At 60.0% G+C, this 19,572-nt stretch carries 16 protein-coding genes, 2 pseudogenes and 1 other annotated feature; of the genes and pseudogenes, 8 read left to right on the forward strand and 10 right to left on the reverse strand.

The annotated features are described in order from the left end of the window. The first annotated feature begins 484 nt into the window (after positions 1 to 484). On the forward strand, positions 485 to 640 hold the full coding sequence (locus CXY71_RS21805; protein ID WP_233198072.1) for a hypothetical protein: 156 nt from the start codon (positions 485 to 487) through the stop codon (positions 638 to 640). Between the two features lie 9 nt (positions 641 to 649). Here the strand turns inward: CXY71_RS21805 and CXY71_RS04935 are convergent, their stop codons facing one another. The 4 genes from CXY71_RS04935 to CXY71_RS04950 are packed head-to-tail and all read right to left on the reverse strand — an operon-like array spanning position 650 to position 6,621. Then, entirely contained in the window at positions 650 to 1,837 is a 1,188-nt protein-coding gene (locus CXY71_RS04935) for an acetyl-CoA acetyltransferase (RefSeq protein ID WP_104134565.1), read from the reverse strand. Then, a complete protein-coding gene (locus CXY71_RS04940) occupies positions 1,834 to 3,177 on the reverse strand; it encodes an MFS transporter (protein ID WP_104134566.1) in 1,344 nt (447 codons plus the stop codon). Before CXY71_RS04940 ends, CXY71_RS04935 begins: the two co-directional genes overlap by 4 nt. A 4-nt stretch (positions 3,178 to 3,181) precedes the next feature. After that, on the reverse strand, positions 3,182 to 5,050 hold the full coding sequence (locus tag CXY71_RS04945; RefSeq protein ID WP_104134567.1) for a GAF domain-containing protein: 1,869 nt from the start codon (positions 5,048 to 5,050) through the stop codon (positions 3,182 to 3,184). After that, complete coding sequence (locus CXY71_RS04950; protein ID WP_104134568.1) at positions 5,047 to 6,621, reverse strand: class I adenylate-forming enzyme family protein; 1,575 nt, start codon at positions 6,619 to 6,621, stop codon at positions 5,047 to 5,049. Before CXY71_RS04950 ends, CXY71_RS04945 begins: the two co-directional genes overlap by 4 nt. A gap of 398 nt (positions 6,622 to 7,019) precedes the next feature. Here CXY71_RS04950 and CXY71_RS04955 point away from each other — a divergent pair, with 398 nt between their 5' ends. Further along, entirely contained in the window at positions 7,020 to 8,303 is a 1,284-nt protein-coding gene (locus tag CXY71_RS04955; protein ID WP_104134569.1) for an amidase, read from the forward strand. Positions 8,304 to 8,656: 353 nt separating this feature from the next. Here the strand turns inward: CXY71_RS04955 and CXY71_RS22425 are convergent, their stop codons facing one another. Genes CXY71_RS22425 through CXY71_RS04970 form a run of 3 tightly spaced genes read right to left on the reverse strand, consistent with a single transcriptional unit; the run spans position 8,657 to position 10,141 of the window. Then, the gene (locus tag CXY71_RS22425) at positions 8,657 to 9,379 is read right to left on the reverse strand and encodes a GntR family transcriptional regulator (RefSeq protein WP_104134570.1); all 723 of its coding nucleotides are present in this window, start codon (positions 9,377 to 9,379) and stop codon (positions 8,657 to 8,659) included. A gap of 4 nt (positions 9,380 to 9,383) precedes the next feature. Then, positions 9,384 to 9,869: a PTS glucose transporter subunit IIA gene (locus tag CXY71_RS04965; protein WP_104134571.1), complete on the reverse strand. Its 486-nt coding sequence runs from the start codon at positions 9,867 to 9,869 to the stop codon at positions 9,384 to 9,386. Beyond that, complete coding sequence (locus CXY71_RS04970; RefSeq protein ID WP_255412619.1) at positions 9,866 to 10,141, reverse strand: glucose PTS transporter subunit EIIB; 276 nt, start codon at positions 10,139 to 10,141, stop codon at positions 9,866 to 9,868. Before CXY71_RS04970 ends, CXY71_RS04965 begins: the two co-directional genes overlap by 4 nt. Positions 10,142 to 10,295: 154 nt before the next feature. On the opposite strand from CXY71_RS04970, the gene CXY71_RS04975 reads away from it, so the two are divergent. From CXY71_RS04975 to CXY71_RS04985, 3 genes are all read left to right on the forward strand, one after another. Beyond that, positions 10,296 to 11,570: a PTS transporter subunit EIIC gene (locus CXY71_RS04975; RefSeq protein ID WP_104134582.1), complete on the forward strand. Its 1,275-nt coding sequence runs from the start codon at positions 10,296 to 10,298 to the stop codon at positions 11,568 to 11,570. Between the two features lie 307 nt (positions 11,571 to 11,877). Continuing rightward, positions 11,878 to 12,018, forward strand: a complete 141-nt coding sequence (locus tag CXY71_RS04980) for a transposase (protein WP_104134573.1) — start codon at positions 11,878 to 11,880, stop codon at positions 12,016 to 12,018. 441 nt (positions 12,019 to 12,459) lie between these two features. After that, a complete protein-coding gene (locus CXY71_RS04985; RefSeq protein WP_158252981.1) occupies positions 12,460 to 12,903 on the forward strand; it encodes a DDE-type integrase/transposase/recombinase in 444 nt (147 codons plus the stop codon). On the opposite strand, the pseudogene CXY71_RS21820 reads toward CXY71_RS04985, so the two are convergent. After that, positions 12,800 to 13,014: pseudogene (locus CXY71_RS21820) on the reverse strand (transposase); the annotation flags it as partial. The gene CXY71_RS04985 and the pseudogene CXY71_RS21820 overlap by 104 nt on opposite strands. Before the next feature lie 298 nt (positions 13,015 to 13,312). Between CXY71_RS21820 and CXY71_RS04990 the strand changes: the two are divergent. Beyond that, on the forward strand, positions 13,313 to 14,689 hold the full coding sequence (locus tag CXY71_RS04990) for a glucose-6-phosphate dehydrogenase (RefSeq protein WP_104134575.1): 1,377 nt from the start codon (positions 13,313 to 13,315) through the stop codon (positions 14,687 to 14,689). Positions 14,690 to 15,037: 348 nt separating this feature from the next. Here the strand turns inward: CXY71_RS04990 and CXY71_RS04995 are convergent, their stop codons facing one another. Continuing rightward, positions 15,038 to 15,262 (reverse strand): hypothetical protein, encoded by a 225-nt coding sequence (locus tag CXY71_RS04995; RefSeq protein WP_104134576.1) that lies wholly within the window; start codon positions 15,260 to 15,262, stop codon positions 15,038 to 15,040. Between the two features lie 376 nt (positions 15,263 to 15,638). Between CXY71_RS04995 and CXY71_RS05005 the strand changes: the two genes are divergently transcribed. Next, on the forward strand, positions 15,639 to 17,177 hold the full coding sequence (locus CXY71_RS05005; protein ID WP_104134577.1) for a multicopper oxidase family protein: 1,539 nt from the start codon (positions 15,639 to 15,641) through the stop codon (positions 17,175 to 17,177). A gap of 44 nt (positions 17,178 to 17,221) precedes the next feature. Beyond that, a complete protein-coding gene (locus CXY71_RS05010; RefSeq protein ID WP_104134578.1) occupies positions 17,222 to 17,644 on the forward strand; it encodes a DUF302 domain-containing protein in 423 nt (140 codons plus the stop codon). 342 nt (positions 17,645 to 17,986) lie between these two features. On the opposite strand, the pseudogene CXY71_RS05015 reads toward CXY71_RS05010, so the two are convergent. Next, positions 17,987 to 19,194: pseudogene (locus CXY71_RS05015) on the reverse strand (IS3 family transposase). After that, positions 18,803 to 18,915 (reverse strand) — a sequence feature (AL1L pseudoknot). (Overlaps the previous pseudogene by 113 nt.) Positions 19,195 to 19,572: the final 378 nt, after the last annotated feature.

Raw genomic sequence — 19,572 nt, forward strand, 5'->3', positions numbered from 1 at the left:
GATTGCCGTTCAGTGTCGCCGGTGCTGCGGCGTGTGAACATCGCGCGTGTAGCCTCGCGGATGTCCTAACGCTCTCGCAGCGCCTGGCGCAGGTCGTACTCGCGTTGTTCCTTAGCAACCGCGAGTTGAACAAATTAGACCCACAATGTGACCGCACGAGTTTGGGCAGCTACCTTCTTCCGTTGGTGGCCTTGACTCGATTGACCAGGTCGCGCCAGGGCCCGTTCACTTCGGGTTCGGCAAACTCCAGCACATGCGGGGCGTACCGAATCCGGTACGTGAATCGGTCGGGGAACGAGGGGTGGCTTGTGAATTAGTCGAATATCCGACGTTAAGGTTTGTGGCGTGTGGCGTTCGGTAACGATCGTTCGCAAGACACTTTGGGGCAGGATCAGTAGGTCGCGGAAATATGAGGCTGGATTCGTAATGCTTGCCGTGTACTCGCCTCTGTAACGTGCTACCGGGTTGGTGATACGTTGCCGATATGCGAATTGGATACGGCCGGGTCTCCACCCGAGACCCGCACCCCGAAGCCCAACACGACGCCCTGACCGAGGCCGGCCGCGAACAGGTCTTCCTCGGGTTACGCGAGCCCGGCAGCCACGCCCATCACCCCCGAAATCGGCATCGATTCGCCTGAACCCGCGATCTACATGGCTTCCAGCACACTGACGTAGTTGGCGACGGCCAGGCCTCCCATATTGTGAATTGCTGCCCGTCGTGCGTTGGGCAGTTGCATCGCCCCGGCCGTTCCGGTGAGCTGCATGGCCGAGATCACGTGCTGCGACACGCCCGTCGCCCCGACGGGATGTCCTTTTGACTTCAGCCCACCGGACACGTTGATCGGTAGTTTGCCGTCGCGAAACACCCAGCCTTTGTCAAGGGCGCGGCGTCCGTCACCTCGTTGAGTGAGGCCAATTGCCTCGTACGCCAACAGCTCGGCGATAGTGAAACAATCATGTACCTCGGCAAACGACAAGTCGTTCAATCCAACGCCAGCCATCTGTAGGGCGCGCTGCCAGGCGACGGTGGTGCCAGCAAATTCCAGGGGGTCCCGTTTCGTGCTGGGTAAGAAGTCGTTTGCGTGGCCAAACCCGGTGAGTCGAACTCCGGGGGTGGCGGCATTGACTGTTCCTCTCGTGCTGATCACGACGGCCGCGGCGCCATCTGACACCGGTGAGCAGTCACTTCGCCGCAATGAGCCGGCAACGAGGGGGTTCTGCTCGGAAACGGTCTGGCAGAATGCCTCGCTCAGGTCCTTGTGCAGGTGGGCATAAGGGTTCGACATTCCGTTGTGATGGTTCTTCGCGGCAATCGTTCCCATCGGATTACCAACCGGGCCGTATCGGCGTTCGTATGCGTCGGCGACGGTGGCGAACAACCCGGCAAACCCCGTGCGTGACACTTTGCCGGCCATGTCGTAGTCGGCACCGAGGAGGGCGGCACCGACCGTTTGAGCTCCGACGCCGGTCATCTTCTCGGCCCCGATAACAAGCACCGTCTTGGCCGTGCCGGCGAGCAATGCTTTCACCCCCTGCTGAAACGCGGCGGAGCCCGACGAACAGGCATTCTCGACCCGTGTCGCCGGCACGTTCGCAAGGTCGGCGGATGCTTGCAGTGCGAGCGAGGATGCAAACGCGAGCGGTTGCATCCCCGCGTTGAACTGACCGAGATAAATCTCGTCCACATCGCGCGCCTCGATTCCGGCATGTGCAATCGCCTCCGTCGTTACGTGGACGATGAGTGATTCTAGGGTGTCATCGACGAGCTTGCCGAAGCGGGAGTGCGCCCATCCGGTCAGCAGGACGTCCTTGCCGAACTCATCTGTGAGGCTCATACGCGCACTTCCTCGGTTTCTGCCAGTTTTTCCGCGACCGACGGTGTCGATTGCCGTGCAGTGAAGTCGCTCGGGCGCAGCACGAGCAGCGCGATGATCGAGGCGACGGCGGTGCCAACGAAGAAGTACCAAGGCGAGGTGATATCCCCGGTCCGGGCGATCAGCCACGTGGCAATCATCGGAGCACTGCCACCGAAGACCGCGACGGGGACGTTGTAGGCCAACGCGATCCCGGTGGACCGGACACGGGTTGGTAGCAGCTCGCTCATCGTGGCGTAGGTCGAGGAGGCGTAGAGGCCAAACAGTATTGCGGTGGTGATTAGTGGCCAGATGAAACTGGAGGAGGTGGCTCCTGGGGCTGCTTGGAAGAACCAGAACAGAGCCGCTGCTGACAGTATCGCGATGGTTAACAGGAATGGCTTGCGACCGAACTTGTCGGTGAACATGCCGCCGAAAGGCATGACGACCGCTGAGAGCAGGCTGGCGAGGAACACATAAAGCAGAACAGTTCCGGTGTTGAATTTTAGAAGGGTCGACATGAAGGTCGATGCGTAGACGAGGACCAGGTAGAAAATCGAGCTGTGGAGGGTGATGATGAAGAAGATGAGCGCCAGAGAGCGCTTCCAGTAGAACACTTCACGAAGGGGGTTCTTCGACGTTTTGCCGACCGCCTGCAATGAGCGAAATTCTGGGCTGTCCTCGAGTTTCAAGCGGATGTAGAGCGAGATGAGTCCGATCGGCCCGGCGAGCAGGAACGGAATGCGCCAGCCCCAGTCCTGCATGACCTCTGGTCCCGCAAGAAAACTCATGCCGTTCGCGACTAGGCCGCCGAGAACCAAGCCCAGAACTGCAGTCACCATGAGCCAGCTGGTTGAGAATCCGCGACGACCGGGACCGGCGTACTCCGAGATGAAGGCGGTGATAGTGCCGATCTCGCCGCCCGCGGAGAAGCCTTGTAGGCAACGCACCAGCACGAGCAGTATGGGCGCCGCAACCCCGATGGCGTCGTAGGTGGGCAGGGCTCCAAGTAGGAATGTCGAGCCGGCCATCAGAATGAGTACCGTCACCAGCGTTTTGCGACGGCCAAGTTTATCGGCCATTGGCCCGAAAAATAGACCGCCGAGCGGTCGGATGAAGAAGCTCAGCGCGAAAACGGCGAAGCTGCTGAGCAGACTTGTCATAGGGTCATCGGAAACAAAGAATGCCTGCCCGATATATACGGCCAGGAACCCGTAGATTCCGTAGTCGTACCACTCGATCAGGTGCCCGGTGGTCGCGCCGACGAATGCTCTGCGGCGGTGCAGGGTCGTGGGCGATATTACTTCAGATGAGAGCGTCATTGCGTCAATCCTTAGTGTGAGATGGGGTGCGGGGCGCCCGGAGAGTGTTGATTGTCAGCGCCAGTTGACGCTGAATCGCGACGTCGGTATCGCGCCAGTTCGTTCCGGTGATCTGATCGATCCGGATAAGCCGTTGGTGGACAGTGTTGGGATGTAAATAGAGCACCTCAGCTGCTGCTACAACGTTGGAGGAGTGCCGGTACACGGCCTCCAACGTTCGCAATAGTTCGGTCGTATGTGCGCTGTCGTAATCGAGGAGTTCTCCGAGAATGTCCCTGATGAACTGTTCGAGGTCGTCTGGCGAGCTGGTCGCAAGAATTGTGGGGAAGGGGGCGACTCCCGAGCTGTCAGCCCCTTGCCCGTCCCGGCCGAGGGCTACCAGGGCTCGCACCGTGTTATGGGCATCGTGCACAGCGGCTTCGAGCGTCTGCACTGTTGCGATCCTGCGGCTTGCACCAACAGTCACGGGACTTTCCACCGCAGCGGACAGCGCCGCGGCCGTTTGCTCGGCGGATTGCCGAGGATTGCCCCCCGGCAGCCACAGCAGTATCTCGTCCTGCACCTCGCAGGACAACCCCCCTAGCTGTTCTGCGATGCGCAGGGCAGCCCTGAGCACCTCGAATTTACTGGAGACGTCACTTGCTAAGGCGACGAGTACAGTGTCCAATTTGTCGAGGTCAACGGGGAACGTGCCGCGCAGCACGGTAGCGCGGTCGCTGCGCGGATCCCGGAGCAGCTCGCCGACCAGGTTGGAGGCTGATTCCCGCGAGGTATTGAGGCTGGCCAGAACCGATTCGAGTAGGAGTGAGCCGACCGATGCCGCCCGTGCCAGGATTTGCCGAATCTGGCTCTCATCTCGTTTGCACGAGATGACCTCGTCCGGCCGGTGCAGCACGTAGCCGAGCGTGATCGTGCTCGTGGACAGGGGCTGGGCGTTCCAATCAGTGGCCGAGGCCATCGCATCCGATTGCCCAGCGCGGGCCATTTCACGCTGGCGCTCGTCACACAGAACAACGGTTCCGCCCACGGCCGATTGGGTCAGCATGGCTAGGTCGTGCAACGAGCCGCGGTTCATGAGCAGCGTCATGAGTCGGTCCTGTAATTCCAGAATTGTCTGCGATGTGTGTTCACTGGCGCGCAGCGCTTCCAAGGCCGCTTCGAGGTTCTCGACGGTCTGCTGGTCTTGGGCGTGCACTGTGGCGTTGTCGATTATCACACCAGCATGTTGTGCCAGTGAAAGAAGCAGCTCGACGTCTTGTGGCCGGTAGTCGTGGGGATGCCGGTCGCCAGCCAGCAGCAAACCCACTATGCGGCCCGTATGCACTATCGGAACGCCAAGGATCGCGCGAAGTCCCTCTTCAATGGTGGCCGAGTCAATCGTGCCGGTGTGGGTGTACCTTTCGTCGGCGATATAGTCGTGGGTCCAGCTGGGCCGCAGGGTCGAAGCGATATACCCTGAGATACCTTGCCCCGGATCAACCGAGAGGCGGTTGAATGCCTCACTGATAATGCCGTCCGACACATGCATCAACGCCACCCCCGTGCTCTGATCGAAGGTGAGGAAATAGGCGACGTCGGCCATGAGCAGCCGCCGACTACGCGAGACGATCGACTGCAACACACCATCGACGGCATCGAGGCCGGCAATGTCACGTACCGAGTCGGCCAAACGAAGCAAAGCCCGTTCCCGTTCCTCCAACTCATCGATTCGAGTGCGCACTGTAACAGCAGCCGCAATGAGATCACTGTCAACCGGGTTGATACCGGAACTGCTGGCGTACCCGCGCAGTTCGGCGGTGGTGGCACCATCGGCCAGGCGGGTCAGTAACTCGACGTCGAGATTCTGACCCTGGGTAGTGGGAGCGTTGCTCATGCTGGCGTGGTTTCTTTAGCGTTCAGTTCGACCGAGAGTTGAAACCGGCGGATTTTGCCGACGCTCGTTCGTGGCAGCTCCTCGATGATGGTCCATTCACGGGGGCGACTCTGAGGCGGTAAGTTGAGTTCCGCCCACTTCGATAGTTGTTCTTGCATCGGCGGCCGGTTGCGATCGCGCGGCACGACGAACGCTATGGGTACTTGATCACGAATCGGATCTGGCCGTGCAAGGACTGCGGCTTCAAGCACGCCGGGCGCTTGGGCAATCACCGCCTCTATTTCCGTGAGGCTGACGTTCTCACCAGAGACCTTGATGACGTCGTCGACCCTGCCGACAAATCGCAGTGTGCCGTCTCGATCCCGTCGGGCGAGATCTCCCGTGCTGAACCACGTCTCCCCGTTCCGCGTTGAAAAGCTGCGAGCGGTCGTGATTGGGTCGTCGAGATAGCCGGCGAATACATCAACTCCCGGGGCGCCCTGCAGAGTCATGATGCCAGGTAGTCCCTCCGAGACGCGCTGGCCGGTCGCCGGGTCGAGCAGTTCGAGCCGACGGCCAAGGATTGGATTGCCGATAACGTCTGATCTCGGCTGTACGGCGAGGTCGGCGGTGACGATAGCGGTAGTTTCAGTCATGCCATAGAGCTGCCGCGGCTGGCAACCCACGAACCCTGCGAACTCTCGGTAGTGATCTTCACCGAGACTCTGCGCAAACCAGACGTGTTGCAACTGCAAATGCGGCGCATCCGTTGGTCGTCGTGCGAGGATCATCCGGATCGGAGCGGCGAACAGGCTCGCGTGGGTTGCGGCTAGATCCGCCGCCTGCGAGAACCAGCGCGATGCACTGAAAGTCGAGGTGAGTGCAATACTCGCTCCGACTGCGATTGCCGGAGCGAAGCAGTAGAACTGGCTGTTCCCGTGGAACATAGGAAGGGTAACCAGCCATCGATGCCCCGGCTTTAACGCGATAATTTCAGCCATTGACTGTGCGAGCCCAAAGTAATTGCGCTGCGTGAGCATTACCCCTTTGGGTTCTGCCGTTGTGCCTGAAGTAAACATCACGGCAAGACGATCCATGGGTTCGACGGCATCGAACATAAGATCGCCGGGCAAGGTGTTCAGGACTAGCAAAGGTGACCCAGGCAACGCGTCCCCTACTGTCTCCGTGAGCTCAACGACTGATTCCAGTTGTCGGCCCGCCCCCGCAAGATATACCTCCCGCCTTCCTGCTGCAAAAAACCCAACTTTTGGCTTGGTCCTGCGAATTTGAGACGCAATGTCCCGAGCCGTCGACGCGGGGTCGACGGGAACGATCCACGCGCCGAGCCGTGTCGCCGCCAGCCAGAGCAGGATAAATGCTGGACAGTTGCGAAGCGCCAGATGGATGGGATCACCGTGCTTCACGCCAAGATTCACCAGCGTCGCCGTCGTGTGGGCGACGAGATCATCGAATTCTTCATATGTCCACGAGGTGGGTTCGCCGCTCGAGTCGTTGAAAACCAGGAATACGCGCTGGCTGTGCTCCGTGACCGCGTTAGCCCATAACTGCTGGAACGATTCTGTATCGTGCATGGGATGCAAGCGCCTTTGCTTTGGATCTGTCTGAACTTCGGAGACCGAAGATATGTCCACACTATGACAGCGCAACGAGAAATATGATGTGGTCCTCTTACTGAAATTAGCCTCGAAAATGTGTCTATATCACAGTCCGACGACACAACAAGTGACAGCCGCCGACCGCCCTCTCCGAAACCTCCATGCGCGAACTCGAGGCCGTGCCAGGTGCCACCGCAGCCTGGAACCAGGGATGCCGCCGAGGTTCTGACTGCCGTAGCCTTCTAGGAGGAGATTTTCGGTCCAGAGATCGCTGCTCCATAATCAAATTAATGACGTGCACGGTGTCGGGAAACGCCACCCGGCGGGACGTGATTAGGTTCTGCTTGTTGCATGTCTAAGGAAAGGACGCCGTGATGCAGCGGGGAACTCACACCCAGCCGAGTTCCTTGCGGGAGCTAATTTTCGACCTCGCCGAAGACCGCCTCACACCGACGCAGATCATTGAACAATCTCTCGAACGAATTGCGCAAGCCGAACCGTACATTAAGGCATGGGTTTCCATTGATGCCGATGGCGCGCGGCGTCAGGCTGCCAATCAGGAGAAAATCGACCGTCGCGGCGCGTTATGGGGCGTTCCCGTTGGGATCAAAGACATCATCGACGTTACCGGGCAACGCACAGGGTGTGGCAGCGTTGTTCGCGATGGCACCATTAGCACGACGGATGCCGACTGCATCACGTCGTTGCGTAGCTCGAGCGGAATCGTTCTAGGGAAGACGGTTACGACTGAATTCGGATACTTCGCGCCAGGACCCACGCGCAACCCGTGGAATTTGGAGCATACCCCCGGCGGGTCTTCCAGCGGATCAGCTGCCGCTGTAGCCGCGGGCATGGTGCCATTGGCATTCGGAACCCAGACGGCCGGATCAATCACCCGCCCAGCCGCATTCTGCGGTATTGCAGGATTCACCACCTCAACCGGCGAATTCTCTATGAAAGGAATCACCGGCCTGAGCCCATCTCTTGATTCTCTGGGATTACTCGCTTCCACGGTCGCAGACCTTTGCTGTGCTTGGTCGGCACTCACCGGGGCCTCTCGTTCGGACGAGGACCTCGCCCAGCCACCGCGTCTGATGCACTGGGAGGGGAGTTGCTTAGGTGAGATCGAGACGGACATGATTTCAGCCGTGTCCGCTGCGATGACGAGGCTCAGCCGCGATGGTGCGACGGTATTCGACCTGGAGGAAGACCCGCTGATACAGATGTTGACCGGGGCTCAGTCGACAGTGATGGCTTACGAGGCCTGCCGGGAACGCAGCGCAGACCGAGAACAGCTTCATTTGTTGAGTGCCCCCCTCATTGATTTGTTCGCAGTCGGCCTCGCCGTCACGGACGACGACTACAACGCGGCTCGAGCGTCGATCGCGACCGCCCGCAGCTACGTATTTTCGAGGCTAGAAGAATGTGACGCAATTCTGGGCCCGGCGGCTCTGGGCGCTGCACCGTTCGGAATTGCAGCTACTGGGAATCCGGTTCTTAGTCGGCCATGGCAGGCGCTTGGTCTGCCCGTCGTCACCATTCCGGGGCTCCGGGATAGCAAAGGCATGCCCCTAGGGCTGCAACTTATTGGAAAGCCCAGACAGGAACAACGACTTTTCGCCGTCGCCCGATGGATCGAAATACGACTCTCAACATGACGGCGGCCCGGGCCCGCGTCGGTACCAAAGCCGTGGCGCCGCCGCTGACCAATCGTTGCCATGCCAAACAGGCATCTGAGGGGTCAGCTCGCGAAACGAAATACATAACACGCTACGAGTTTTCGGGTCGGCGCAGGACAACTCCACTATGACACCAGATGTGTTCAGTTCCGCTCCGGCGTATGGGTGTACGGAGTGATCCGCCTCCGATGCCGTGGAAATCATTGGAGCCATCACCCAGACATTGGTGCGCGAACCGTCGACTTGCGGCAATTTTTTGCGGATCCTGAGAGGCCAAACCTGTCGGTCTACAGAGACGTCGGCGCATCAGAGGATACACGATTGTTTCAGAATTACTGCGCTTGTACTGGAGCCTCCAAGTGCATGGATATTTGATATCGGTCTGCGCGGTAAGTGGAGATTGAATATTCGATGGGCATGCCGGGTCCAGTGAAGGAGCGGCGACGGAAGAGCAGAACAGGGGCGCCTGCTTCGATGTCCAGTAGTGCAGCGGTTGTTTCCGACGCCGGAGCGGCTTCGACTGTTTGTTCTACGCGTTGGACAGGGTGCCCGCTGACGGAAAGGATCTGGTATAAAGATCCGTTGAGGTTTTCTGACAGCAAATTGGGTAGCATCCGGATAGGTAGCCACGATTCGTCCACGCTGACTGGTGCGCCATCGCCCAGGCGCAATCTGTGAATGTGGTGGGCTTTGCTTTCTGGAGTCAATCCCAGATGTTCGGCAGCTGCCTCTGGAGGAGTTGTCATGGTGGCGGAAATAATGCGGGTGCTGGGCTCAAACCCAGCGGCCCTCATATCTTCGTTGAACGAGGCGAGGTGCAAGGTAGAGCGGACTATTCCGTGGGAAACAAACGTTCCTTTTCCTCTGACTCGTACCAAGGCTCCGTCATGCACGAGGTCGGAAATTGCGCGACGTATTGTAATGCGCGAGACCCCGAATTGTTCCTCCAGTTGCCGTTCACCTGCTAGAGCGTCTCCTGGTCGCAGGCCGGCCGCCACCAGTTCTTGTAGTTGCCGGCGCACCCAGATATGTTTGACCTCATTGTGTGTTCCCATCGGCTCAACTCCTTACCAGTTCGAAGAGAAGTTCACCTGCTTCAATCCGCGATCCGATGCTGTCAGTGAGTACAGCGCCCGGTTTGGTGTCCAAGACCACGACAGGGCAGCACGGGCTGAGGTTTTTTGAGCGTATCAATGCGATATCAACGCTGATCATGCGATCGCCGGCTTCCACCTGGTCACCCTTTTGGACGTGCACGGTCAAGCCTTCGCCTTTGAGGTGGACCGTGTCGATCCCGACATGGACTAAGACGGCTGGTCCGGACGCGTGCTGGACGATGTAGGCGTGCGGCATCACTTTGACCACCCGACCGGTCATCGGCGCGACGGCGGTGAGCACGCCGGCATCACTGTCCGGCACGACAGCAACTCCCTCGCCCACCAATCCCTTGGCGAAAACCGGATCCGGTATGTCTGCTGCCGCGATCACCCGACCGGGCAAAGGCGAGACCACGTAAATAGCACCGTTCTGCGTCGCAGTACTCACATCAGGTCCTGGATGTCCTCAGCCAGGTTTTCAGCCTCGGGCCCGACAACTACTTGCACGAGAGTGCCCACTACCATCACGCCGTGGGCACCGGCAGCTTTCAGGGCTGTTTGATCGACCCGTGCGGAGTCCACTACTTCGGTACGCAAACGCGTGATGCACCCTTCAATCTCTTTCACGTTACTCGCCCCGCCCAGCGCTGCCAGGATGATTTCTGCTTTGGACATGTTCTGCTCCTCACTTCGTTTGAGTGGTTTGTCGCTGTGTCGTATCTTTTCTGCTCGAGCTCGGAGAGCCTGTCCGGTTGACAACAACCCCGTTCAGCCCTCACAGTGATTACAGCCACTGGTTATAACCAGCTAGTTCGACCGTACAGAGTCCGTTCGGTCCACACAAGCACTGCACCTTTTCGAGATGGGAAACACCATGTCAACGGAAAACACCGGCAAGCCTGAGGATGCCGGCGCATCAATCGCACCCGACTCGGGCAAGGCCAAGGGCACCGGCAAGGCGCTGCAGAACCTACAGCGTTTCGGACGCAGTCTCATGCTGCCCATCGCTGCACTTCCGGCCGCAGCCCTTCTGCTACGGCTCGGTCAAGATGACCTGCTGGGTCGGCTTGAGTCCCTGTCTACGGCTGCCCAGGTGATCGGCGCAGCGGGCGGGGCGTTATTCGAGAACCTTCCATTGCTCTTTGCCATCGGCATTGCCTTCGGGTTTGCCCGCAAAGGCGACGGCTCAACCGCGCTTGCCGCCGCCGTCGGGTACTTGGTCCTGATCAACGTGTTCGAGGTTATGGCACCGCTTGTCCTCGGTGCTGCGCCAGACGGTGGCGAAGAGCCCGTCATCAACTACGGCGTCCTAGCGGGCATCATCATGGGCCTCATCACAGCGTTGTTGTGGCAGCGTTTCCATCGCACTCAGCTCCCAGACTGGCTGGGCTTCTTCGCCGGCCGGCGCCTGGTACCGATTCTGACGGCTCTCGCCGGCATCGTCATCGGCGTCGTTATGGCACTGATCTACCCGATCTTCGACCGCGGTCTGACCAGCGTGGGTAACGCCGTTGCGGAGAACACAGTGATTGGTAGCGGTGTCTACGGCACTCTCAACCGGCTACTCATTCCCCTCGGACTGCACCATATCTTGAACTCGATCGTCTGGTTCATCATCGGTGACTACGGGGGCACTAATGGAGACCTGAACCGGTTCTTCGCGGGAGATCCCACCGCGGGCGTTTTCATGACCGGATTCTTCCCCATCATGATGTTTGCCCTGCCCGCAGCTGCCCTGGCGATTTGGCAGGAAGCAAGGCCCTCTCAGCGCAAGATCGTGGGTGGTGTCATGCTCTCTACCGGTCTGACGGCCTTCCTTACTGGCATCACCGAACCGCTCGAGTTTTCCTTCATGTTCGTCGCGTGGCCGCTATACGTCATCCACGCCATTCTGACGGGCACGTCGTTCCTGGTGGTGAACATCCTCGACATTCATCACGGTTTCGGCTTTTCGGCGGGAGCGATCGATTACCTGTTGAACTTCGGCATTGCCGAGAAACCGTTGTGGCTGATACCGATCGGGCTGATCTACGCAGCCATCTATTACGTACTGTTCCGCTTCGTTATCCGCCGCTGGAACCTCCGTACCCTCGGTCGCGACGACGAAAACGAAGGAACCCCGTCCACGACTACGCCTGATGCAAGCTGATTCACGAACGGTGTTCCCCGAAACACCGTTCGTGCCTTGAGGGGCCGCCTCATCATCGGACGGTTTGGTGAGGACGTCATCGAGGATGGCGCAGTCTGGCTGAACGGCGGACGTATTCGCTGGTGCGGCCCGGCCGTTGACCTACCTGTCGGAATCAATAGCCCAATCAAGCGGATATCCCTGATCTTGCCCGGTCTGGTGGATGTAAACCGCCACGGCGGAAGGGCCCACACCTTCGCCTCGGATCTTGACGACGCATATTGCGCCCGTATGGTGAATTGAGACAGGCGTTAGGAGTATCTGTTTCATGACTAATCGTCGCAAGTCCAGCGCCGGGTTCCGGGTCGAGGCCGTCGAGCTGGTGATTTCATCGGGCCGGCCGATCGTTCAAGTGGCGCCCGAGATCGGGGTCGTCGAGGGAACGCTGAGCAACTGGGTTCGCGTCTGAAAAGAGGCACATCCCGAGGCTGCTGGCGGTGCTGCCGAACTGGGCCCGGTCGAGTGGGCCAAATACAAGGCTTTACAAGCTGAGAATGCTGAGCTTGAGAGGGAGATCGAATTCCGGGGAAAAGTCAGCGCCTTCTTCGCCGCGAAGCAACGATGAACGACTATTTTGCGTTCATCTTGGCGGAGAAGACCTCGTTCCCCCTCGACTGGATGTGGCGCAAATTGAAAGTCTCCCGGGCCTTGTCCTAACGCTGGCTCATCCCCGTGAAGCCCACCCCGAGGCAGGTCCACCACGACGAGATGGACGCGCACGTGGTGCACGTCTACACGCGTGAAAAGGGCATGGCGGGCGGGGATCAGATCACCACGATCCTGGGACAAGAGGGCGTCAGCATCGCCTGCGTCACTGTCGGGTATCTTCAACAGTCGCGGCTTGCGGGCCGTGAGAATGCGGGCGTGGAAGAAGACCACGACAATTGGTCCGGACGCCCGAACCGCACACATTCAGAACCACATGCTCGACAAGGACGGAACGCGCGATTTCACCTCTGCAACCCCTGGAACGCGGTTTTGCGGGGACATCACGTACCTGCGCACCAGCTCGGGGTGGCTGTATCTGGCGACCGTAATCGACCTGTGCACACGGATGATGGTGGACTGGTCGACGGCCAGCCATATCCGCACGACCCTGATCATCGACGCCTTGGAAATGGCCCGTGACCACGGCCACTTCGACAAGAACGGTGCCATATTTCACTCAGACCGAAGCTCACAAGACGAATTCAACTGGTCGAACCAACACCGGCTTGTTCGGTCAATGATAAATGCTCTGCCCACACCTCGGTGGGGGTTCTCCAGCCAAGGATTTTGCGCGGTCGGTCGTTGAGTGTCACGGCAACGGCGTCGAGTTCATCAGCGTCCCATCGTGCAAGGTTGGGTCTTTGGGAAAGTACTGGCGCAGTAGTCCGTTGGTGTTTTCGTTGCTGGGCCGCCGCCATTGAGCTGTGAGACTGCCGGCGGTCTGGACCGGGAGCCAAGGTGCTTTCTGGCGTCCGGAGAGTCGTCGAAGAATTCCTATCAGATGACCCACTTCGAATCCCGGTAGGCGTCAGCGCTCGTGCTCTTCGTCGTCGATTAGGGCGCCAAACATGGAGGGGGAGTCATAACGGGGAGGGGGGCAGAACGAGTCGATGCTGCCGTGACGGCCGACCAGGGTGGTCGTGTGACAATCGCTGATCAGGGTGTAGTCCTCGAGTTGAGTGCCATGGACCTACCATGACAGCTACGGTAGATGGATGGCTCCGTCTATCTCGACTCTTCTGGTTTTGGGCGCATCCGGAGATCTAGCTTCCCGACTGCTCCTCCCCGCCCTCGGACAACTCCTCACCCTGCATCCTGACCGGCCGTTGCGCCTGATCGGTGCCGGGCGGGAGAAGCTGACCCATGCGCAGTGGCTGGCCACGGTGAAGAAATCGTTTACGACGGCCGAGGCATCCGCCGCCGCCATCGACCAGCTCCTTGCCACAACCGTGTACCGCACGGCCGACGTCACTGCTCCGGCAGAGATGGAGCGGCTGCTCGCGGAGTGCGCTGGCACCCCCGCCATCTACTTCGCACTCCCGCCCGTCGTTACGGCGTTGGCCTGTGATGTACTTGCCGAGGTTGCGTTGCCCGAAGGAACCGTGCTCGCCCTGGAGAAACCGTTCGGAGTCGACGAGGCGAGTGCCCGTGCCCTCAATGCGCGGCTGCAGAAACTCGTTCCGGAAGACCAGATTCACCGCGTCGACCACTTCCTGGGCCGATCGACCGTTTTGAATCTGGCCGGGCTGCGGTTTGCCAACCGTATCTTTGAACCGCTGTGGAACAACAACCATATCGAACGCGTCGACATCGTCTATGACGAACAGCTCGGCCTGGAGGGCCGCGCCGGATATTACGACCACGCCGGTGCCCTCGTAGACATGATTCAGAGTCACCTGCTACAAGTCATGGCCATCTTGGCAATGGAGCCGCCGTCGTCGCTGGGCGCCGCCGACCTCCGTGACGCAAAAGGTATTTTACTGCGGGCGACGCGCGTGCGCGGCGGCAGTGCGGCGCGTTCGAGTCGGCGTGCGCGGTATGCAGCAGGCACGGTCGACTCACACGCGCTGCCTGCTTACGTTGACGAGTCCGGCGTCGACCCGGAGAACGACACCGAAACGCTCGCCGAGGTGACCTTCGAGATCAACACCTGGCGTTGGACCGGCGTGCCCTTCACGCTGCGGTCTGGCAAGGGGCTCGAAGCTCGACGTCGCGAGATAGTGATCACCTTCAGAGCCGTCCCGCATCTACCGACGGGCCTACACGGTCATGAGGCGCCGACGGTTTTGCGGATCTTTCTCGCCCCAGACGAGATGTCACTCGAACTCAACCTCAACGGCCCAGGCGATCCGTATGAACTCGAGCGCGTCAGCCTCGGGGCGACCTTCGGTCCCGGCCAATTGCTCGCGCATGGTGAAGTACTCGAAGGAATTCTCGACGGGGATCCGTCGCTTTCGGTGCGCGGTGACACGGCTGAAGAATGCTGGCGGATCGTGGCGCCTGTGTTGGCGGCTTGGCGAGCGGACAAAGTGCCGCTCGACGAATACGCGGCTGGAACGCAGGGCCCGTCGAACTGGACCCCGATCGCTTAGATGATTGAGAAAGTTGCGTCGAATTACCGCAGGCAACACCAGGAGGCCATGGCTGATGATGGCATCGCGTCGTCGTAGCTCTCGTACGTCCAAATCACGGAGCCGTAGGAGCCGTAGGGGGAATAATCTGATGGTGCAAAGCGTCTTCTAAGAAGTAGAAGCCCGTTCCAGACTGCGAGCTTTTAGTCGCGTGCTGCAGGTCTACACCTTCCCCGCGCCGACACACCGCACGTACACGGTCGCGTTGCAGCGGCAGTGCAGTACGCCACGGGATTGGGATACGACATTGCCGGACTGAACCGGCGCCGCGGACGGTTCATTCGGCCCGGCAAGGATCGTGCGGCGTGGCTACTCGCCGAGCAGCGCCAGCATGCGCGCGATGGTTTCCGCGAGCCCGTCGTCTGCGGCACCGTAGGCGGCAAAGTCACCCTCGGTCAGAGCGGCCTGCTTCTCGGTGAGCGCCGTGTTGGCGGCCTCTAGGAGCGCTGTCAGTTCGACGTCGGTCTCCGCATTGTCGGTGCTGGTGAGCGTGCCTTCGGTCGGGTTGACTATGGTCGTGTCATCTTCGGTCACGGGAACGCTCGCGTCTCCGGCATCGGCTCCAGGGTTTGACGCGGTGATGGCTCCACCAAGCCACCATTTATACCTCGAGGGGTACGGTGGAAATGCGGATTAGTAAACGAAAGGACATGAATCAGATGATGTGGGGTAGCAAAAGTATGGGGTGGTCCTGGGGGTTTGGGCTGCTGGCGATAGCGGGTGTCGCCGTGATCATTTATGTCATTGTTCGTTTACTGTCGAATAAATCCGGGAGTGATGACACGCGATCTGCTCCAAGGCAAGCCGATTCGGTTAATGCCAGGCAGATTCTTGAGGAGCGGTTCGCTCGGGGGGAGCTCACTGCGGAGCAGTTGCGTGATCAGCTGCGGGTGCTTGAGGAGGACCGGTAGTGCCCGATCTCAGCCGCCGTAACGCCCTGATCCTCGGCGGGGTGGGAATTGCGGCCACGGCTGTAGGCGGAACGGGCTTCTTCGTCAGTCAACGTCTCTTGTCAACCACGTCACCGGCAACACGGTCCGGGAGTGACCTTGTGGAACCGCCGGAGCTGCGAAGCCTCAGCGGCACTCTCGCCGTTGACCTTGAGTCTTCCCCCCATCAGGTGACTATCGCTGGTCGTGACGTGCGTGCGCTCAGTTACAACGGTGGTGTGCCCGGCCCCACTTTGCGCGTTCGAGCGGGAGACACACTCAACGTCAGCCTTCGCAATGGTCTGGCAGACCCGAGCAACCTGCACGTGCACGGTCTCCACGTTTCGCCCGAGAATAACAGCGACAACATGTTCGTCACCGTCGCAGCTGGTGACTCCTTTGATTACCAGTACGAACTGCCCGCCAATCACCCGCCGGGCGTCTACTGGTATCACCCGCACCACCACGGTTTCGTGGCCGATCAGGTATTCGGCGGGCTCTACGGCGCCATCATCGTCGAAGACCCCGACCCCATCCCGACCAGCCGGGAACGCGTCCTCGTCATTTCCGACATCACCCTCGATTCCACGGGAACAATTCCAGCCGCCACAACGATGGAGAAAATGTCCGGACGCGAGGGAGACCTCGTCCTTGTCAACGGTCAACTCACCCCCAGCATGACTGCCCGCCCTGGCGAACGAGAGCGATGGCGCATCGTTAATGCCTGCGTGTCCCGCTACTTGCGGCTGCGCCTCGACGGGCAGCAGCTATCCCTTCTTGGAATCGACTCCGGACGTTTCGAAGCCGCACACGAAGTCGACGAGGTCGTGCTGACCCCCGGAAACCGGGCCGATCTTCTCGTCACCGGCACTGCTGGCATCTCCGTACTGCGTGCCCACACCTACGATCGAGGCATGTCCGGCGGAATGATGATGGGAGGCGAAAGCTCCACTGCCGCCGCCGACGTCGCACTGGCCTCCTTTATCGTCACCGGTGATGACGTCGCCACAGTGGCCGCCATACCCGCCCAGCCCGTTCCACGTGACCTGCGCACGGCTACCGTAACCGCCCGGCGCGAGTTGATCTTCGCGATGGGAATGGGCGGAAATATGGGCGGCGGAATGGGCGGGGACACAGGCAGCGGCACGGGTGGAAACATGGATGGCGGCATGGGGCGAGGAATGGGAGGCGGCATGATGTCAGCCACGATCAACGGCCAGGTATTCGATGCCACCCGGGTCGACACGACCGTGCAATTCGACAGCGTGGAGGACTGGTTGCTAACAAATACCAGCCCGCTCGATCACCCCATGCACCTGCACGTGTGGCCGATGCAGATTATTGAACAGTCAGGCCAGCCCGTGATAACCATCGTGTGGCAGGACGTCGTGAACATCCCGGCACGCAGCACCGTGCGTGTACGTATCGCATTTGACGACTTCAGCGGACGTACCGTGTACCACTGCCACATCCTTGACCACGAAGACAGCGGAATGATGGGAGTTATCACCGCAAACTGACCCGCCGCAACCATCAATTCAGGAAAATGACTCAGGAGAAACCGATGAACTACGCACGCACCATCACCATCTCGCTGCCCTACGAAGAAGCCGTCTCCAGAGTGCGGGAAGAACTAGCCAACCAGGGATTCGGCGTTCTTACCGAGATCGACGTCCGCGCGACCTTCGAAACAAAACTCGGCGTCGAAAGCGCACACACACTGGGCGACTACCTGATCCTGGGCGCCTGCAACCCCGCCCTCGCCGAACAGGCACTCACCGCCGAGCCCGACATGGGATTACTGCTTCCCTGCAACGTCGTCATCCGACGCAGCCCCTCAGCAACTACCACCACGGTTCAAGCTATCAACCCACAAACCATGGTCCAGCTGAGCAAATCCCCAGGGATACAGAACGTTGCTGATCACGCCGATCAACGCCTTCTCGTCGTGCTAGCCGCTCTCAAAGAAGAAAACACCAACAAGTAACACGCGATCCGCTCCGCTGAAGCACGGTCAGGACTTTGTCGCTGAATCTGTGAACACCAGCGCTCAGTGGCGCTGTTCTTGTGGGTTTATCTGGCACGAGAGTTATCAAGAATCCAAGCGTGCCCAGCACGTTCTTCCTGATCTGTGACGGGTTGAAAAAACTGCCGAGGACCTGCTCGTTCATCTCTTTGAGCCCGTCGGTCAGGGCAGACATCCACAACTCAGCGCCCTCACTGCCGTGCCGGCTCACAGCCCGGGAATGTCCGTTTCCCCGGCCAGCGTCACGCCATCGGCTGGGGAGTGTCAAGCCCCGGGTTTTGTGGAGGCTTGGTTAGGCCTGTTTCATCTGGGTGATGGGGGGCTGGTGGTGTAGAAGTTGGTTTCAGTTTCGAAGGGTGGGATGTAGCCGAGCTCGCTATGGAAGCATCGCTGGTTGAACCAATCGAAGTATTCAGCAACGGCGATCTCGAGGTCGTCGATGCCAGGCCAGGGGCCGCGGTTGCGGATGTACTCAGCTTTGAAGAGTGAGTTCAGCGCCTCCGTCATCGTGTTGTCGTAGCTATCACCCTGGGAACCGACGGACGCGACGGCTTCGGCTTGGGCGAGGCGTTTGGTGTAACGCACCGCCCGATATTGCACGCCTCTATCCGAGTGGTGGACAAGCTGGGAGAGGTCCCGGCCTTCCCGCTGCCTCGTCCAGATCCCCATCTCGAGGGCGTCGAGAGCGAGGCTGGTGTGCATGCTGGTGGACAGCTGCCACCCGACGACGCGGCGGGAGAACACCTCGGTCACGAACACCGCGTAGACCCAGCCCGAGAACGTTCTGATGTAAGTGATATCGGCAACCCACAGGCAGTTCGGCGCTGGCGCCGTGAACGTCCGCCGCACGAGGTCTTCCGGGCGGTCGCTGAGCGGGCCAGGTATCGTGGTCCGCGGACTCCTTGATCGGGTGATGCCGCGTAGGCCTTCGCGGTGCATGAGTCGTTCGACCGTGCAGCGCGTAACGGGGTGCCCGTCGCGTTTGAGTTGGGCGTGGACCTTCCGCACGCCCTAGACGCCATAGTTCTTCTTGTGTACATCCTTGATCTTCACTACGGTTTCCTCATCCGTTTTCGATCGTTTCGAGGGCGGCCGGGACGTTGCCGCGTAGTACGTCGACGGGGCGATCTGCATTTCTTACAGATCGGCTCGACCCCGTAGTCGTGCTTGTTCATGTCGATGAAGGTGATCATCTGCTGGAGGGGCGGTCGAGCTCCGCCGCGAAGAAAGCCGCCGCGCTGCGCAGGATGACGTTCGACCTCCGCAGCTCACGATTCTCTCGCTCAAGCTCGAGCAGTCGGGCGGCGTCTTCGGTCGTCGTTCCCGTGCGAACGCCGGAGTCGATCTCCGCGCGCAGGAGCCACTTTCTCAGGGTGTCCGCGGGGATTTCCGAGTTGCTGGCCGATGCGGGCAGACGCTTCACGGCCACCGTCGGCATCCGCACGAGCGGCAACCAGGACGTGCACCGCGCGTTCCTTCAACTCCGGCGGATACATCTTCAATGCTGGCATGATTCTCAATCTTTCCGGGTGATCATGAACCTCCATTACTCTCGGGACGAGACAGACCGCGATCTGGGCAATGTCGCGGGTCCCGGCGGTCGGCAACTTGACGCCACCCGCGATAGATGAAAAACCATTCCTTGGTTCAGGATCGGGTTCAACTGCCGGAGGATGTTGTCCATGAACGTGGGCATCGCGAGCAACCGAACACTCACCCCGGGTACGAGCGGCTCGGTCATGACCGGGTTGGGTCTTCTGCGTTGAGGGACATCTCGGCGATCCGCTTGATTGCGGCGAGGGTTTTCGGGATGCCGTCGAGGGCTTGCTGGGTGCGGTCGATGATCTGAGTGTGTGCGTCTTCGCCGAACTTCTCCTCGAACATGGCGA

The organism is Cryobacterium sp. Y62, assembly GCF_002929785.1.
Lineage (GTDB): Bacteria > Actinomycetota > Actinomycetes > Actinomycetales > Microbacteriaceae > Cryobacterium.

What these genes read in the sequence shown, in the direction of transcription:
- CXY71_RS21805 (WP_233198072.1), top strand. Translation starts at nt 485, where the DNA reads ATGCGAATTGGATACGGCCGGGTCTCCACCCGAGACCCGCACCCCGAA.
- CXY71_RS04935 (WP_104134565.1), bottom strand. Translation starts at nt 1,837, where the DNA reads ATGAGCCTCACAGATGAGTTCGGCAAGGACGTCCTGCTGACCGGATGG.
- CXY71_RS04940 (WP_104134566.1), bottom strand. Translation starts at nt 3,177, where the DNA reads ATGACGCTCTCATCTGAAGTAATATCGCCCACGACCCTGCACCGCCGC.
- CXY71_RS04945 (WP_104134567.1), bottom strand. Translation starts at nt 5,050, where the DNA reads ATGAGCAACGCTCCCACTACCCAGGGTCAGAATCTCGACGTCGAGTTA.
- CXY71_RS04950 (WP_104134568.1), bottom strand. Translation starts at nt 6,621, where the DNA reads ATGCACGATACAGAATCGTTCCAGCAGTTATGGGCTAACGCGGTCACG.
- CXY71_RS04955 (WP_104134569.1), top strand. Translation starts at nt 7,020, where the DNA reads ATGCAGCGGGGAACTCACACCCAGCCGAGTTCCTTGCGGGAGCTAATT.
- CXY71_RS22425 (WP_104134570.1), bottom strand. Translation starts at nt 9,379, where the DNA reads ATGGGAACACACAATGAGGTCAAACATATCTGGGTGCGCCGGCAACTA.
- CXY71_RS04975 (WP_104134582.1), top strand. Translation starts at nt 10,296, where the DNA reads ATGTCAACGGAAAACACCGGCAAGCCTGAGGATGCCGGCGCATCAATC.
- CXY71_RS04980 (WP_104134573.1), top strand. Translation starts at nt 11,878, where the DNA reads ATGACTAATCGTCGCAAGTCCAGCGCCGGGTTCCGGGTCGAGGCCGTC.
- CXY71_RS04990 (WP_104134575.1), top strand. Translation starts at nt 13,313, where the DNA reads ATGGCTCCGTCTATCTCGACTCTTCTGGTTTTGGGCGCATCCGGAGAT.
- CXY71_RS05010 (WP_104134578.1), top strand. Translation starts at nt 17,222, where the DNA reads ATGAACTACGCACGCACCATCACCATCTCGCTGCCCTACGAAGAAGCC.